Genomic DNA, 15,357 nt, shown 5'->3' with positions numbered 1-15,357 from the left:
CCGGCTCGACCGGAGCGCCCAAGGGCGTCACCGTGACCCACGCCGGTCTGGCGAATGTGGTGGTGACCCAGGCCTAGCGCTGCGATGCCGATCCGGACGCCCGGGTGCTCGCGGTGGCCTCGCCCGGTTTCGACGCCTCCCTCTGGGAACTATTGCTGGCCTTGGCCTCCGGGGCGGCGCTGGTGGTCGCGCCGCCCGCGGTGTACGCGGGTGCGGAACTGCGGGAGCTGCTGGTGCGCGAGCGGATCACGCACGCCCTGCTGACCCCGCGCGTGCTGGCCACGCTGTCCGCGCCGGAGCGCCTGCCGCACCTGCGGCTGCTGGCCGCGGCGAGGGAGTCCTGTCCGCCGGAGTCGGCCGGAATATGGTCGGCCGGACGGTCTTTCGTCAATGTGTACGGTCCGGCCGAGGCGACCATGTGCGCCACCCTCACCCGTCCGGTGCGGATATCGGCGGCCGACGGCGCCGTCTCCATCGGCGGTCCGATCGTCGGCGCCCGCTGCCATGTGCTGGATCGCCGCCTGCGACCGGTGCCGCCCGGCGTGATCGGCGAGGTGTACGTGGCCGGGCCGGGTCTGGCCCGCGGCTATCTGCGCCGCCCGGGTTTCACCGGCGCGCGATTCGTCCCCGATCCGTTCGGTGCGCCCGGTGCGCGCATGTACCGCACCGGCGATCTCGGCTCCTGGCGCGGTTACGGGGAACTGGATTTCCACGGCCGCAATGATTTCCAGGTGAAGGTGCGGGGTGTACGCATCGAGCCGGGGGAGATCGAGGCGGCGCTGACCGCACTGCCGGAGGTGGCGGACGCGGTCGTGGTGCGGTGGCCCGGCGGCGCGGCGACCGGGGACGATCTGGTCGCGTACGTCGCGCCCGCACCGGGCCGGTCCGTGGATCCGATCGCGGTGCGCACCGCCGTGGCGCGGCGGCTGCCCGGCCCGTACGTCCCGGCCGCCGTCACGGTGCTCGAGCACTTCCCGCTCACGCTCAGCGGCAAGGTGGATCGAGAGGCCCTGCCCCCGCCCGCCATTCGCGCCAGCGCCGAGGCCCGGATGCCGGGCACCGCCATGGAGCGACTGGTGGCCCGCGCCTTCGCGCAGGTCCTCGACCGCGCCGAGGTGGGTGCGGCGGACGACTTCTTCGGTCTCGGCGGCAATTCGCTCAGCGCCACCCGCGCCGTGGCGCAGCTGCGCGCCGAACTCGCCGCCGCCGTCGAACTGCCCGGCGAGCTCGCGGCGGATCTCGGTGCGGTCGTACGGCTCCGGGATCTGTTCGACGAGCCGACCGTGGCCGGGCTCTCCTGGCTGCTGTCCGAACGCCTGTCCGCCGCCCCGGCGCTCCCGCGCGCGGCGGAACCGGTCGCGGCCGCCCGGCCGTGGCGGATTCCGCTCTCGCCCGCACAGCACGGCATGTGGCTGCTCGATCGCGCCGGTTCCGGCCGCGCCTATCACATTCTGCTGGCCGCGCGCCTGGGCGGCGCCCTGGATGTGGCGGCGCTGGCGGCGGCCGTGACCGATGTGGTGGGCCGCCACGAGGCGCTGCGCACCTGTTTCCCGGAACACGACGGTGAGCCGTATCAGGCGGTGACACAGTCGGATACCGGCGCGCTGGAGATCCGCCGGATTCCCGCGGACCGCCTCGAGCGCGCGCTCGCCGACTTCGAGTCCGAACCCTTCGACCTCGCCGCCGCACCGCCCATGCGGGTGCGGCTGTACGCCGTCGAGGCGGCCGACGGCGGGACGCGGCAGGCGGAGTGGGCGCTGGCCATGGTGGTGCACCACATCAATGCGGACGGCGCCTCGCTGGGCCCGCTCACCCGCGATCTGGCCGCGGCCTATGCCGCACGGACCGCCGGTCGCGCACCGGACTGGCCCGCACCGCCGCTGCGCTACGCCGACCATGTGCTCCGGCAGCGGGCGGCGCTGGGCGCGCCGGAGGATCCGGACTCCGAGCTGAACCGGCAACTGGCGTACTGGGTCCGGACGCTCGCGGGCGCACCGGCCGAGCTGGCGCTGCCGTTCGATCGGCCGCGCCCGGAGGTGGCCCGGCATATCGGCGCGGGCGTGGCGCTGACCCTGTCCCCGGAGTGCACGGCCGGGCTGCACGATCTCGCCCGGCGGCGCCGGGCATCGTTGTTCATGGTGGTGCACGCCGCGCTGGCCGTATTGCTGGCCAAGCTGTCCCGCACCGGCGACGTGGTCATCGGCACCCCGTCCGCGGGCCGCGACGCGCCGGGGCTGGACGAGCTGGTGGGCATGTTCGTCAATACCGTGCCGCTGCGGGTGACCATCGATCCGGAGGAATCCGTCGCGACCCTGCTGGAGCGGGTCCGCGCCACCGATGTGGATGCCCTCGCGCATGCCGGGACGCCCTTCGAACGGATTGTCGAGGCGCTCGGGCTGCCGCGCAGCGGCGGCCGTCATCCGCTGTTCCAGGTGGGCCTGGCCTTCCGTAACTTCGGACCGGCCGAGTTGCGGCTGCCCGGCATTCGCGTCGAACCGCTGCCGGGCCCGGTCCGCACCGTGCGCTTCGATCTGGAATTCGAAGTCACCGAGGCGGATTCGGGTCTCGCGGTGGCGCTGCGCTACGACACCGCGCTGTTCGATCCGGAGACCGCCGCCGCGCTGCTGCGGCGCTTCGACCTGGTCCTCGGCCAGGTGGCCGCCGATCCGGCGCGGCCGGTCCGCGCCGGGGACGTCATGACACCGGGCGAGCGCGCCGATCTCCTGCACGGCTGGAACACGACCGGCGGCGCGCCCGCGCGCACCCTGCCGGAGATCCTCGCGCGGGCCGCGGTGCTCGACCCGGAGGCGGACGCCGTGGCGTTCCACGGTCACACCCTCACCTACCGGGAACTGGACGAGCAGTCGAATCGACTGGCGCACTGGCTGATCCGGCGCGGCATCGGACCGGATCGGGTGGTCGCGCTGGCGCTGCGGCGTTCGGTGGAGTGGGTGGTCGCGCTGTGGGCGGTGACCAAGACCGGCGCGGCCTACCTGCCGCTGGATCCGAGCCATCCGCCGCAGCGGCTCGCGCACATGCTCTCCGATGCGCGCGCCTGCTTCGGGCTCACCGTCGACGGCCTGCTCGATCGGCTACCCGAATTCCCCGACACCCGGTCGAATTGGTGCTCGCTCGACGATCCGGACCTGGCGGCCGAACTCGCGGGCACGACCGCCGCGGCGGTGACCGATGCGGTGCGGGTCCGCCCGCTGCGGATCCTGGATGCGGCCTATCTGCTCTTCACCTCCGGTTCCACCGGTGTGCCCAAGGGCGTCACGGTCACCCATGCGGGTTTGGCGAACGTGGTGGCGGCGCAGGCGGAACACTGTGCGGTGGAACGTGATTCGCGCGTGCTGCAGCTGGCCTCACCGGGTTTCGACGCGTCGCTGTGGGAGCTGCTGCTGGCGGCCGGGGCCGGGGCGGCCCTCGTGATCGCGGATCCGGACGTCTACGGCGGCCCGGATCTGATGGATCTGCTGCGGCGGCAACGGATCATGCACGCCTTCATCACCCCGGCCGTGCTGTCGGGCCTGGATCCCGCCGAACTCGCCTCCCCGCCCGCGGGTTCCGCGCTGCGCGTGCTGGTGACCGGAGGTGAGGTGGTCGCCGCGGCCGTGGCGGCCCGCTGGTCGGCCGGGTGCACCCTGCTGATCGCCTACGGCCCGACCGAGATCACCATCATCTCGAATGTCAGCGCCCCGTATGCCGCCGGGCGGCCGGTCGATTTCGGCGGTCCCGGTATCGGCGTGCGTTGTTATGTGCTCGACGAGCGCCTCGATCCGGCGCCGGTCGGCATTCCCGGCGAGCTGTATGTGGCCGGTCCGGGCGTCGCCCGCGGCTATCACGCCCGGCCCGCGGCGACCGCCGCGCGCTTCCTGCCCGATCTGTTCGGGCGGGCGGCGGGCGGGCGCATGTATCGCACCGGCGATCTGGTCCGGTGGCGGGCGGATGGTGCGCTGGAGTTCGTGCGCCGCACCGATTCCCAGGTGCAGCTGCGCGGTATGCGCATCGAACTCGGTGAGATCGAGGCCGCCGTCGTGGCGGTCCCGGGCGTCGCACAGGCCGTGGCCATGATGCGCGAGGACAGTCCGGCCGCGCACCGTCTGGTCGCCTATGTGACCGCCGAACCGGGGGCCGATCCGGATGTCGCCGATATTCGCGCGGCCGTGGCCGCGCGGCTGCCCGGCCATATGGTGCCCTCGGCCGTCGTCCTGTGCGAGCGGCTCCCGGTGAACGCGCACGGCAAGGTGGACCGGGCCGCATTGCCCGCCGTCGCGACCGAACTCTTCCGGACCCCGCGGACCCCCGCCGAACTGCTGGTGGCGCGGGTGTACGCGGAGGTGCTCGAGGTGGATGAGGTCGGCGCGGACGATGACTTCTTCCGGCTCGGCGGCAATTCCCTCAGCGCCACCCGGGTGGCGGCGCGACTGGGCGCGGCGCTGGGCACGCGGGTCCGGGTGCGGGAGATCTTCGACGCGCCCACGGTGGCGGAATTGGCCACGCGCGTCGGCGCGGCGGCCGCTCCGGCCCGGCCGTCGCTGGTGGCCCTCACGCGCCCGGACGCCATCCCGCTGTCCTTCGCCCAGCAGCGGCTGTGGCTGCTGCACCGGCTCGATCCGGAATCCCCGGCCTATCACATTCCGCTGGTGGTGCGGCTGGACGGCCCGCTCGACGTGGCGGCCATGACCGCCGCGCTGCGCTGGGTGCTGGCCCGGCACGAGGCGCTGCGCACCTGCTATCCCGAATCGGGCGGCGAGCCGTGTCAGCGCGTGCTTCCGGTCGACCAGGTCTTCCCGGAATCGTTCGCGACGGTGACGGTGGCCGCCGCGCAGCTACCGGAACTGCTCGGCGAATTCTGTACGGCCCCCTTCGATCTCCGATCCGAGGCGCCCATTCGGATCGGATTGTTCGCCGTGGGCGACGCCCGCTATCCGGATCGGGAATGGCTGCTGGCCCTCACCGTGCACCACGCGAATGCGGACGGCTTCTCGCTGGGAATTCTCGCGCGCGAGGTGAGCGAGGCGTACACGGCCGCCCGCTCGGGCGCGCTGCCGGACCGGCCGCAGCCCCGGGTGCAGTACGCCGACTACACGCTCTGGCAGCGCGCGGTCCTGGGCTCCGCCGCCGATCCCGACTCGGAGCATCGGCGTCACATCGACTACTGGACAACGGCACTCGCCGGGCTGTCCGGTGATATCGGTCTGCCGCTGGATCATGCGCGCCCGGCGGTCGCCACGCATCGCGGGGCCACCTGCTCGCACGCGATCCCCGAGGCCACCCTGCGCCGCCTGGGCGAGGTGGAACGCGAACACGACGTGTCGCTGTTCATGATCCTGCACACCGGCTTGGCGCTGCTGTTGTCGGCCTGGTCGGGCAGCACGGATATCGCCATCGGCACCCCGGTGGCGGGACGCGGCGAGGCGGCGCTCGACGATCTCGTCGGCATGTTCGTCAATACCCTGGCGCTGCGCGTGAACACTGTTGCCGCCGAACCGGTCTCCGCTCTGCTGCGGCGCGTGCGCGATATCGATCTGGAGGCTTTCGCGCACGCCGAACTGCCCTTTGAACAGGTGGTGCGCGCCCTCGATCCGCCGCGCTCGCGCGCCGTGCACCCGCTGTTCCAGGTCATGCTGTCGGTGGAGAACCTGGACCCGGTGCGCCTCGACCTGCCCGGTCTGCGCGCCGAACCGATCACCGTGACCGATCCGACGGTCCGCTTCGACCTCGAATTCATTGTCGGCCGCGGTGATTCAGGTCTGATGCTCACCCTCCGGTACGCCGCCGAGCTGTTCGACCACGACACCATCGAGCAGGTGGCCGACCGCTACCTGCGCGTCCTGCACCGAGTCGCCGCCGACCCGGAAGCGCCGACGGCGCGCATCGGAATCCTGGACGACCGGGAATACCGGCAACTCGTCCACGACTGGAATGCCACCGGATCCGCGCCCGCCGCCGTACTGCCCGATCTCCTGGCCGCCGCGGTGCGCCGCGCACTCGGCGCCGCGGCCGTGCGCTGCGGCGAGCTCGCCCTCACCTACCGTGAACTGGCCGAGCGGGCCGGGCGGCTGGCGCGGCAGCTGACGGCGCGCGGCATCGGCCCGGAAGACGTGGTGACACTGGGCATGTCGCGGTCGCTGCCGTGGGTGGTGGCTTGCTGGGCGGTCGCCGAATCCGGCGCCGCCTTCATGCCGGTCGACCCGGGACTTCCGGCGGCCCGGATCGCGGACATGATCAGCGGGGCCGCGAGCCGGGTCATCCTGACGGCCCCGCACGAGTATCCGGCCTTCGCCGCGCAGGACGGTGAGGTTCTCCAACTCGACGCCGATGGGACGCTCGCCGAATCCGACGGCGCGCTCCAGCCCGCCGATTCGGCGCGCGGGGGGCGAATCGGCAATGCGGCGTACGTAATTCACACCTCCGGGTCCACCGGCCGACCCAAAGCGGTCGTGGTGACCCACGCGGGCTTGGCGAATATGGCTGCCGCCCAGGCACGGTGCATCGGCGCGGAGCAGGATTCGCGCGTTCTGTGCGTGACCGCACCGAGTTTCGATGCCTCGGTCTGGGAACTCGTGCTGGCCGCGCGCGCCGCCGCCACCCTGGTGGTCGCGCCCGCCGACGTGTTCGCGGGCCCAGCGCTCGCTCGGCTCCTGCGCGACGAGCGCGTCACGCACGCCTTCGTGACGCCCGCCGTACTGGCGGGCACCGAACCGATCGGACTGCCCGATCTCGCGGTGCTGATCACCGGCGGCGAAGCCTGCCCGCCGGGCGTGGCCGCCGCCTGGGGACGGGATCGGCGGCTGCTGAACGCCTACGGCCCCACCGAGGCCACGGCCGTCACCGGTATGAGCGGTCCGCTCGACGGCGGCCGGGCCGTCACCCTCGGCGGGCCCGGGGTCGGGTTCCGCTACTACGTTCTCGACCACGGCTTGCGGCCGGTGCCGGTCGGGGCCATCGGTGAGCTGTACCTCGGCGGCGCCGGACTGGCGCGCGGCTACCTCGGCCGCCCCGGTCTCACGGGCGCCCGGTTCATCGCGGACCCCTTCGGCGCCGCCGGTGAAAGGCTCTACCGCACGGGCGATCTCGTCGCCTGGACCGCGCGCGGCGAACTCGCCTGGCACGGCCGTGCCGATCTCCAGGTGAAGGTGCGCGGTATGCGCGTGGAACTCGGTGAGATCGAGGCCGCGGTGGCGGCGGCTCCCGGTGTGGCGCACGCGGTCGCGGTCCGCACCGGCGCGGGGCCGGAGGCGGCCCTGGCCGCGTACGTGGTGCCGCATCCGGAGCACCGGCTCACCGCGGAGGCGGTGACAGCCGCTGCCGCGCAACGGCTTCCGGACTACCTGGTGCCCGCGATCGCCGTGCTCGACGAACTGCCGCTGCTGGTGAACGGCAAGGTGGACCGGGCCGCGCTACCGCCGCCGCCCGTCCCGCAGCGGCAGTACCGCCCGCCGACGACACCCGCCGAGCACGCCGTCGCCGCGGCCTTCGCACACGTTCTGGACCTCGAATGCGCCGGACTCGACGATGACTTCTTCGCCCTCGGCGGCAATTCGCTCAGCGCCGCCCGGGTGCTGGCCCGGCTCGACGGCGGTATCGCACTGCGGGATCTGTTCGAGGCCCCGACCGTCGCCGGACTGGCGGCCCGACTGGGCGATGGCGATGCCGACGAATCCTTCGCGGTGCTGCTGCCGCTGCGGCGCGCCTCCGCCGCGGCGCTGTTCTGCGTGAACCCCGCGGCGGGCTGGCCTGGCCCTACGCGGGTCTGCTCACCCATCTCGATCCGAAGATCTCGCTGTACGGGCTCCAGGATCCGGGGGTGGTTCGCGCGGAGCCCGCACCGGATTCGCTCGCCGACTACGCCGAACGGTATGTGCGCGAGATCCGCCGCGTGCAGCCGTCCGGACCGTACCGCCTGCTGGGCTGGTCGCTGGGCGGCCGCATTGTCCACGAGGTGGCGGTGCGGCTGCAGGATCAGGGCGCCCAGGTGTGCCTGCTGGCCCTCATGGATTCCGCGCCCGCGGACGGCGTCTTCGAATCCGCCGGGCATCCGGGCGATACCGCGGCGGCCTGGGCGGAACTGCGCGGCGTGGTCAGCGCCGACAGCTTTCCGCCGGACCTGGTGGACCGCGCGGTCGCCGCGCTGACCCGCCGCGTCCCGGGCGCGCCGAGCGGCAAATTCCACGGCGATCTGCTGCATTTCACCGCCACCCGGGAGGCCGATCCGGCGCGCTGTCCGGCCGCGGGCTGGGCCGACCACGTCACGGGGACGGTCGTGGACGTGCCGGTCGAGGCCACGCATATCGGTATGGCGCAGCCGATTCCGCTGGCCCGCATTGCCGCCGCCCTGAGCGAATGGTGGCGGCGGTAGCTCAGAGACCGGGAATGCCGACGGAGACCACGGCGGCGCTGCTCTGCATGAGATAGGCGTCCTCCGGCGGATTCCGGAAAGCCGCGACACCCGAACCCGGCAGCCAGGAGTAGTCGGCCAGCCGCAGCGGCAGCGGCCCGGCGGGCGCGACCAGTTCGACCTCGATGCCCTCGGCGGGCGGTGCGAAGAAGCGGAAGCCGCGCTCGGGCACCTCGGTGATCTCGCGCCCGGCCACCCGCAGCGCCCGCACGCCATCCGCCGCCCACCGCAGATCCAGCCGCGTCGCGCCGCGCGGGGAACCCAACAGCAGGCGCACCGTGCGCTGCCCGGACTCGGTGCGGTCGGACAGGATCCGCGCGGTCGGCGGCGACAGGGCTTGCGCCGGTGCGGGTCCGCTGGATTTCGCCTGCGGGAACAGCTCGGCCGTCGACCCTTCCGGTGCGCGGTCGGTGACGAAGCTCTCCGTCCACGGATTCGGGGTGAGGGTGGAGATCCACTGTGCCGCATTGCGATCGGCGTCCAGCGCGTAGACCAGCTGGGACGGCCGCGGATGCCGCGCGTCGACCGTGTCCACCGCCAGTCCGGCCGCCGCCAGCGCCGCGGTGAGCGCGAGCGCGAGCACCGGAATCGGCCAGCCGCGCCGGGGCCAGGCGTGGGTGAGCGGGAACAGCAGCAGGCCGCCCAGCAGCATGACCAGCGGGGCCATCAGGAAGTAGCCGGTCTGCAACCCGACCTGGAGCCCGCCCCAGCCGCCGTCCGCGAAAATGGCGGCGGGCAGCAGGAATACGGTGAGCACCGGCAGCCGCCACCGGTCCGGCGCCAGGAAGGTGAGCGCCACACCGGCTGCCGCCGCGATCCCGGGTACGACGAGCACGTGCGAGGCCGCGGGCAGCAGCGCCGCGACCAGCGCGCCCAGTACCGCCACGCACACCAGCAGTCCGACCGGCGTGGCCGTCGGCCCGAAGAACCGGCGCGCGAACGCATACTAGGCGAGCAGCGCGAACACCGCCGCCATGACCATGGCGGCCTGGAAGAACTCGGGGCGGTACGGATCGATCGGCATACCCGCGTAGCGCGGTTCGATGAGCTGCACCAGCCACCACATGCCGTAGGCGGCGGCCACGGTGATCGGCACCGCGATCAGGGCCACCCCCGCCGCGGCGAGGACCCGCTTGATGCTCGCCTCGCCGGTGCGGCGCACCTGCCACACCACCCACGCCACCACCGCGACCATGACGACCGCCAGCGCGATCAGCACCCACGGCGGCAGTGTGATCAGCACGCCGAAAGGCAGTGCGAAGTAGGCCAGATCGGTGTCGCCGGAGGCGTCCGTGAGATCCCGCTGCCCGAATTCGCGCGCCTGGGCGAGGGTGTTGTCGCCCATCTGCTGCACGGTGGCCAGATCGATGTGGTCCGGATCGTCCAGCCGATTGTGGTAGTAGGCGCTGTGTCCCGCGTACGCCCAGTCCAGCATGCGCAGACCGGTCGCGTCGAAGGCCGCGAAATCGGTATTGCTGCCGGTCTGTTCACCCGTGGCCAGCTGGGTATTGAGCGAGTCGGTATTCGGATGCGGCGCCACCTTCCGCGCCACCTCCACCAGCCCCGAGTCGGGATGGGTGAGCCGCCACAGCATGACCGGGCCACCGGCCCCGCGCGCCTCCAGATTGATGATCACGCCATTGCGGTCGAGCGCACCGGAGTGCACGAGGGCCTCCGCCCCCAGCAGCCCCATCTCCTCGCCATCGGTGAGCAGCGCGACCACATCATTGCGCAATCCGGTCTCGCTCGACCGCAGCGCGCGAACGGTTTCCACAATGGCGGCCACCCCGACCCCGTCGTTGTTCGCCCCCGGACCCGACGGCACCGAGTCGTAATGCGCGACCAGATAGACCGTTCCGGTCGGATCGCTCCCCGGAATTCGCGCCACGATATTGTCGACCCGCCCCACCCCGATGGTGTCGGTCCCGAAGTTCCCCGGCCACGTGCCGATCCCGGACCGAATCTCCGTCTCCAGTCCGAGCCCCCGCAGCTCCCCGGCCAGATAGTCGCGCACCCGATCGTGCTCGGCCGTCCCCACCGGATGCGGCCGCTGCGCGATCTCCCCGACCGTCCGCGCCGCCCGCCCGGCGCTGAACTCGCCCCCCGCCACCGACTCCGACGCATACCCGCGCGGCTGCTGCTCCCACGCCGCCGCCACCGCCACCAGCACCAACACCGCGAATGCCAGAAATCCCGAAAGCCCTCGACCCACCCGCACCCCTAGATCGTAAGCACCCGTCCCCACCGGCGAACCCTGATCTTTCCCCCATTTCCGTGGTCGGCGAATACGCCGCTCGGGTGATCTCATCTCCCTGTCGTCGCGAAAGGCTTCGGTGTCTACTGGATTCGTAGACATCAGGATCGGGATCGTCGGCGGGAGTATTGCCGGGTGCGCCATGGCGATGGCGGCCCGGTTCGCGGGTGCGGATGTGGTTGTCTTCGAGCGCAGTGCGGGGCGGTTGCAGGAGCGGGGGTTCGGGATCGGGGTGCCGCAGGCGCTGCGGGGCACGCTCATCGAGGCCGGGTATGTGGATGCCGGGATGCGCGGACAGGCCATGTCGGAACGGATCTGGATCACCAAGGGGGAGGGCGGGGACGAGCGGGTGCTGTGGCGGCAGCCGAGTCCGGTGATGGGGTGCAATTGGGGGCTGTTGTGGCAGGCCCTGCGGGACCGGGTGGCCGAGGTCGACTACCGCGCCGGGGTGACGGTGGAGCGGATCGAATCCGATGGTTCCGCCGCGGCGCTGGTCACCGCGGCGGGTACTGAGTCCTTCGACTGCGTGGTCGGCGCGGACGGCCATCGCTCGCTGGCGCGCGCCGAAATCGACGGCCGCTCCGAGCCGCACTACGCCGGGTACGGGCTGTGGCGGGCCAGCTATCCGGAGCCCGCGCTCCCCGTGCCGGTGCCCGAGCTCGAAACCGGTTTCGCCACCGTGGTTTTCCCGCACGGTCACGCCGTCTTCTACTTCATCCCCGACGCTCCGCCGCCGCACGGAACGGGTGGTCGCCGCCTGAACTGGGGCATCTACGCCTACCCGCCCAGCACGCCGCGATCCGAGCACGGCCATCCGCCCGGTTCCGCGCCCGAACTGGCCAACTTCGTCAAAGCTCTGGCGGCACAGCATTTCCCGCGCCGCTGGGCCCGGATCATCGAGGCCACCGCCGATACCGAGATCGCCATGCACCCGGTCTACGACCTCGCTGTCACGGCCTATACCCGCGACAGCCTGGCCCTCGCGGGAGACGCGGGCGCGCTGGCCCGCCCCCACACCGCCTCGGGCGCGATGAAGGCGATCGACGACGCCCGTAGCTTCCAACAGGCGCTGCGCGACGCCGATACGCTTCCCGCCGCCCTGACCGCCTACAACGAATCCCGTTGCGCGGAAGGCAATCGCCTCACCGCTCTCGGCCGCCGCATCGGCCGCGCCCAAGTCGAGCGAACCCCCGACTGGACGCGGATGGACGCCGCCGCCATGGACGAGTGGACCCGCCAGACCCTCGCGGGCACCGGCCACTACCTGTACGCCAACCTCGACGAACCCTGATCGGTACGGGACCAGACCGCCGCGGCCAGCCAGATCATGCCCGCGCCCGCCACGATATGGCCGACGCGGACGATCGGGGCGGGCAGCAGGAAGGTGAGGCAGAGCAGGGACAGGCCGATGGCGTACAGGGCGGTGGCGGCGCGGGGGACCGCTCCGGCGCGCAGCAGGGCGGCGGCGAACAGCAGCGTGCCGAGCAGCGCCGTCATCGCCGTCGCGAGGAATGCGAATCGCGCCGGGGTTTCCAGCAATTCGTCGACGGTCGCGCGATCGAGATGGACCAGGACGAAGTTGCGCGTGTAGGCGACCCCGGCGAAGTAGGCGAAACCCAGGAACTGCACGACGAAGGCCACTGCGCCGAAGCGGCCCAACCGGTTTCGTTGCAGCAGGTACAAGCCCACCAGCAGGCCGATGCCGAAGGGCGCCGCGCCACCGTTGAGCAGTTGGGTGAGGGTGGTCTTGTGGCCGGTGACCAGTTCGGTGAGTCCGGCGAACGCGATGGCCGCGCCGCAGACGAGGCCGCCGATCGCGCTGAGCCGCAGCAGTGCTCGGGTGTCCATGACAGATCCTTTCCTCGGATGCCGCCGAGGTTAGGAATCCGGTGGTCATGCCCGGAAGTGCCGTGGGACCCATGACTTTCGGCCAGACCTGCGGTCGAACGCCGCCGCCGCGCGGGCCGCTCTCCTACGCTCTGACCATGATTCGGCCGCGCGCGCTGACCTGGGTGGCGTGCTTTCTCTACGTGTCGGTCCTGATCGCCGGGATCGCGGTCGCCTGGACCGAGCCCTGTCCGGGCGGGGCGCCGCGGGTGGGCGCCTTCATCGGCGTGCTCGGGCTCGCCGTCGGACTGGAATTCGCCGAAACCCGGCTGCCCGCGACGCGCGCGACCGCGGTCGCCTGGCTGTTCGTGCGGGCCGCCGTATTCACGGTGATCACGGGCCTCGACTGCGCGGGCAATGCCAAGGTGCTGTTCGTCTTGATCCCGCTCACCGCGTATTTCACGGTGGGGCACCGCATTGCCTTCGCCCTCGGCGCGGCGGGCCTGCTCGCCGCGGGCGGGCTCGTCGGCGCGCGGGCGGAGCTGCGCCGGGATCCCGAAGCCCTGTCCGATCTGCTCATGCTGGCGGTCGGCGTGGTGTTCGCGCTGGCGATCGCCGTGGTCGCCCACCGCGAGGAGGTGGCCCGCCGCCGGGCCGAGGCGCTGCTCACCGAGCTCACCGAGGCGAATATCCGCCTGCGCGAGTATGCCGATCAGGCCGTGTCCTCCGCCGCCATTGCCGAACGCAGCCGTCTGGCCCGCGATATCCACGACAGTGTCGGGCACCATCTCGTCGTGGCGGCAATCCAATTGGAGAAGGCCGCCGCCTATCGCGACGTGGACGGGCCCGCCGCCGATGCGGCGCTCGCCCAGGGCCGCGATTCGACTCGCCGTGCGCTGGAAGAGATCCGCCGCACGGTCGGCGCACTGCGCAGCGACGATACCGAATTCACCCTCGCCCCCATTCTGCGTGCGCTGGTGACGCGGCTCGACGAGCCGGGATTCCGTATCGCGCTGGAGATCGACGGCACCGATGCCGAACTCCCCGAAACGGTCCGGCTGACCGTGTACCTCATTGCCCAGGAAGCCCTGACCAATGCCCGCAAGCACGCCGAGGCCACCGCCGTCACCGTCCGAGCCGCCCTCGACCCGGCTGCCTGCACCCTCGAAATCGCGGACAATGGCAAGGGATTCGCGCCCGAGACGGCGGACGGGCAGGGCCTGACCGGAATGCGCGAACGCCTCGCCCTGGTCGGCGGCGAACTGGCCATCGATTCCGGCGAGTCCGGCACCCGGCTCACCGCCACCATCCCGGGCCCCGCATGACCGGCCCGTCCGCCCCGGTCCGCGTCCTGATCGCCGATGACGAACGCCTGGTGCGCGAGGGCATTGCCGCCCTGCTCGCCCTGCAACCCGGCATCGAGGTGGTGGCCACCGCCGAAACCGGTTTCCGCGCGGTGGAACTCGCCGCGGAACTGCATCCCGATGTGGTCCTCATGGATATCCGCATGCCCGGCGGCACCGGCCTCGAGGCCGCCGAGCGCCTGCGCGGCCGCACCCGCGTCCTCATGCTCACCACCTTCGACGAGGACGACTACATCATGCGCGCCCTGCACGCGGGGGCCTCCGGCTATCTGCTCAAGGATCTGCCCGCCCCCGAACTGGCCCAGGCCGTTCGCCTCGCCCACGCGGGCGTGGACCAGTACTCGGCCGCCGTCACCCGCCGCCTGGCGGACCTGGTCCGCACCCGCCCCGCCAAGCCCGCCACCACACTGACCGAACGGGAATCGGAGGTGCTCCGCCTGCTGGCGGGCGGCGCCGCCAATCGCGAGATCGCCCGCGCCCTGCACCTGAGCGAAGGCACCGTCAAGAACCATATTTCGGCCATCCTCACCCGGCTCGGCGTCCGCGACCGCACCCAGGCCGCCATCTACGCCCACGAGCGCGGGCTGCTCTGAGCGGGCTAGCCGAGGTCCGGCTTCTTGAAGGTCTCGTAGACGGAGAACAAACCGTTCTCGCCGTAGCCCGCGGCAATGGTGCGTTCGGCGATCTCCTGCAGGAATCGCGGCTGGGCGGAGTGCACGCCCTGTTCCACGCTGGTGCGGGTGATGTGCCGCAGCCCATTGAGATTCATCACCATCGTGCCGAGTGTGCCCGGGTACTCGGCGGCGTCGAGGGTGGGCGCCCTGCGGGCCAGTGACTCCGGATCCAGCACGGTCGGCATGAACCAGCCCTGGGCCAGATCGGCGAACTCGGTGGCGGACACACCCGCGGAGCCGACCAGGGCGGTGGCGTGCAGCCAGCCGTACAAGGTCGTGTACATCATCTCGAGCATGGCGGTGTTGTAGAGCACCGCCAGACCGATGTCCTCGCCCAGATAGCGGGGGTCGCCCAGCTCGGCCAGGACCGGCCGGTGCCGATCGAACAGCTTGCGGTCGCCGCTGTAGAGGAAGACGGCATGGGATTCGCCGATCAGCGGCGGCGGCACCATGATGGCGCCGTCCAGGTAGCCGAAGCCGTGGCCGCTCGCCCAGTCGAGCGCGGCGCGGGCCTCGCCGGGCGTGCCCGAGTTGAGGTTGACCAGCACGCGATCCGCGAGCGCCGCGGTCGCGGAGCCGAAGACCTCGTACATGGTGTCGTAGTCATTGAGGCACATGAGGGTGATCGGGCTCGCGGCGATCGCCGCGGCCACGGTGTCCGCGCGCCGCGCACCCAGCGCGACGAGCCCGTCGGCCTTCTCCGGGGTGCGGTTCCAGACCGTGACCGTATGGCCCTTCCGCACCAGCGCCGCGCCCAGTGCTACACCCATGGGGCCGAGGCCCACGAGGCTGATGTCCTTGTCCTGCGGTTTGATTGGTTGCTGAGGTGTCATG

8 protein-coding genes and 2 pseudogenes are annotated in these 15,357 nt (G+C 72.0%); 6 read left to right on the top strand and 4 right to left on the bottom strand.

Translation table 11 applies throughout. From position 1 onward, the window contains the following. Positions 1-104 precede the first annotated feature (104 nt). The 3 genes and pseudogenes from NC4_RS42045 to NC4_RS42040 form a co-directional block, all read left to right on the top strand. A pseudogene (locus tag NC4_RS42045) lies at positions 105-7,634 on the top strand (amino acid adenylation domain-containing protein); the annotation flags it as partial. Positions 7,635-7,666: 32 nt separating this feature from the next. After that, positions 7,667-8,029: pseudogene (locus tag NC4_RS44330) on the top strand (thioesterase domain-containing protein); the annotation flags it as partial. 54 nt (positions 8,030-8,083) lie between these two features. Further along, positions 8,084-8,365 (top strand): hypothetical protein, encoded by a 282-nt coding sequence (locus NC4_RS42040; RefSeq protein WP_245721413.1) that lies wholly within the window; start codon positions 8,084-8,086, stop codon positions 8,363-8,365. A gap of 1 nt (position 8,366) precedes the next feature. On the opposite strand, the gene NC4_RS00200 is transcribed toward NC4_RS42040, so the two are convergent. After that, positions 8,367-9,296: a hypothetical protein gene (locus NC4_RS00200; protein WP_157554094.1), complete on the bottom strand. Its 930-nt coding sequence runs from the start codon at positions 9,294-9,296 to the stop codon at positions 8,367-8,369. Positions 9,297-9,350: 54 nt separating this feature from the next. Continuing rightward, positions 9,351-10,622 (bottom strand): M28 family peptidase, encoded by a 1,272-nt coding sequence (locus NC4_RS00195; protein ID WP_169814708.1) that lies wholly within the window; start codon positions 10,620-10,622, stop codon positions 9,351-9,353. Positions 10,623-10,737: 115 nt separating this feature from the next. On the opposite strand from NC4_RS00195, the gene NC4_RS00190 reads away from it, so the two are divergent. Then, positions 10,738-11,949, top strand: a complete 1,212-nt coding sequence (locus NC4_RS00190) for an FAD-dependent monooxygenase (RefSeq protein ID WP_169814707.1) — start codon at positions 10,738-10,740, stop codon at positions 11,947-11,949. Here NC4_RS00190 and NC4_RS00185 read toward each other — a convergent pair. Then, positions 11,919-12,506: a hypothetical protein gene (locus NC4_RS00185; protein WP_067530949.1), complete on the bottom strand. Its 588-nt coding sequence runs from the start codon at positions 12,504-12,506 to the stop codon at positions 11,919-11,921. The genes NC4_RS00190 and NC4_RS00185 overlap by 31 nt on opposite strands. Positions 12,507-12,577: 71 nt before the next feature. On the opposite strand from NC4_RS00185, the gene NC4_RS00180 reads away from it, so the two are divergent. Continuing rightward, positions 12,578-13,810, top strand: coding sequence for a sensor histidine kinase (locus NC4_RS00180; RefSeq protein ID WP_067530948.1), 1,233 nt, complete (start codon positions 12,578-12,580; stop codon positions 13,808-13,810). Further along, positions 13,807-14,442, top strand: coding sequence for a response regulator (locus tag NC4_RS00175; protein ID WP_067530944.1), 636 nt, complete (start codon positions 13,807-13,809; stop codon positions 14,440-14,442). Before NC4_RS00180 ends, NC4_RS00175 begins: the two co-directional genes overlap by 4 nt. 5 nt (positions 14,443-14,447) lie before the next feature. On the opposite strand, the gene NC4_RS00170 is transcribed toward NC4_RS00175, so the two are convergent. Continuing rightward, positions 14,448-15,356 carry an NAD(P)-dependent oxidoreductase gene (locus NC4_RS00170; protein ID WP_067530942.1) on the bottom strand — a complete coding sequence of 303 codons (909 nt, stop codon included), beginning with the start codon at positions 15,354-15,356 and terminating at the stop codon, positions 14,448-14,450. Between the last annotated feature and the right edge of the window lies 1 nt (position 15,357).

This window comes from Nocardia crassostreae, from assembly GCF_001613405.1.
Taxonomy (GTDB): domain Bacteria; phylum Actinomycetota; class Actinomycetes; order Mycobacteriales; family Mycobacteriaceae; genus Nocardia; species Nocardia crassostreae.
This window is presented reverse-complemented; position numbering and strand designations above follow the sequence as displayed.

Coding starts and splice junctions, on each gene's coding strand:
- NC4_RS00185 (WP_067530949.1), bottom strand. CDS start 12,506: ATGGACACCCGAGCACTGCTGCGGCTCAGCGCGATCGGCGGCCTCGTC.
- NC4_RS00180 (WP_067530948.1), top strand. CDS start 12,578: ATGACTTTCGGCCAGACCTGCGGTCGAACGCCGCCGCCGCGCGGGCCG.
- NC4_RS00175 (WP_067530944.1), top strand. CDS start 13,807: ATGACCGGCCCGTCCGCCCCGGTCCGCGTCCTGATCGCCGATGACGAA.
- NC4_RS00170 (WP_067530942.1), bottom strand. CDS start 15,356: ATGACACCTCAGCAACCAATCAAACCGCAGGACAAGGACATCAGCCTC.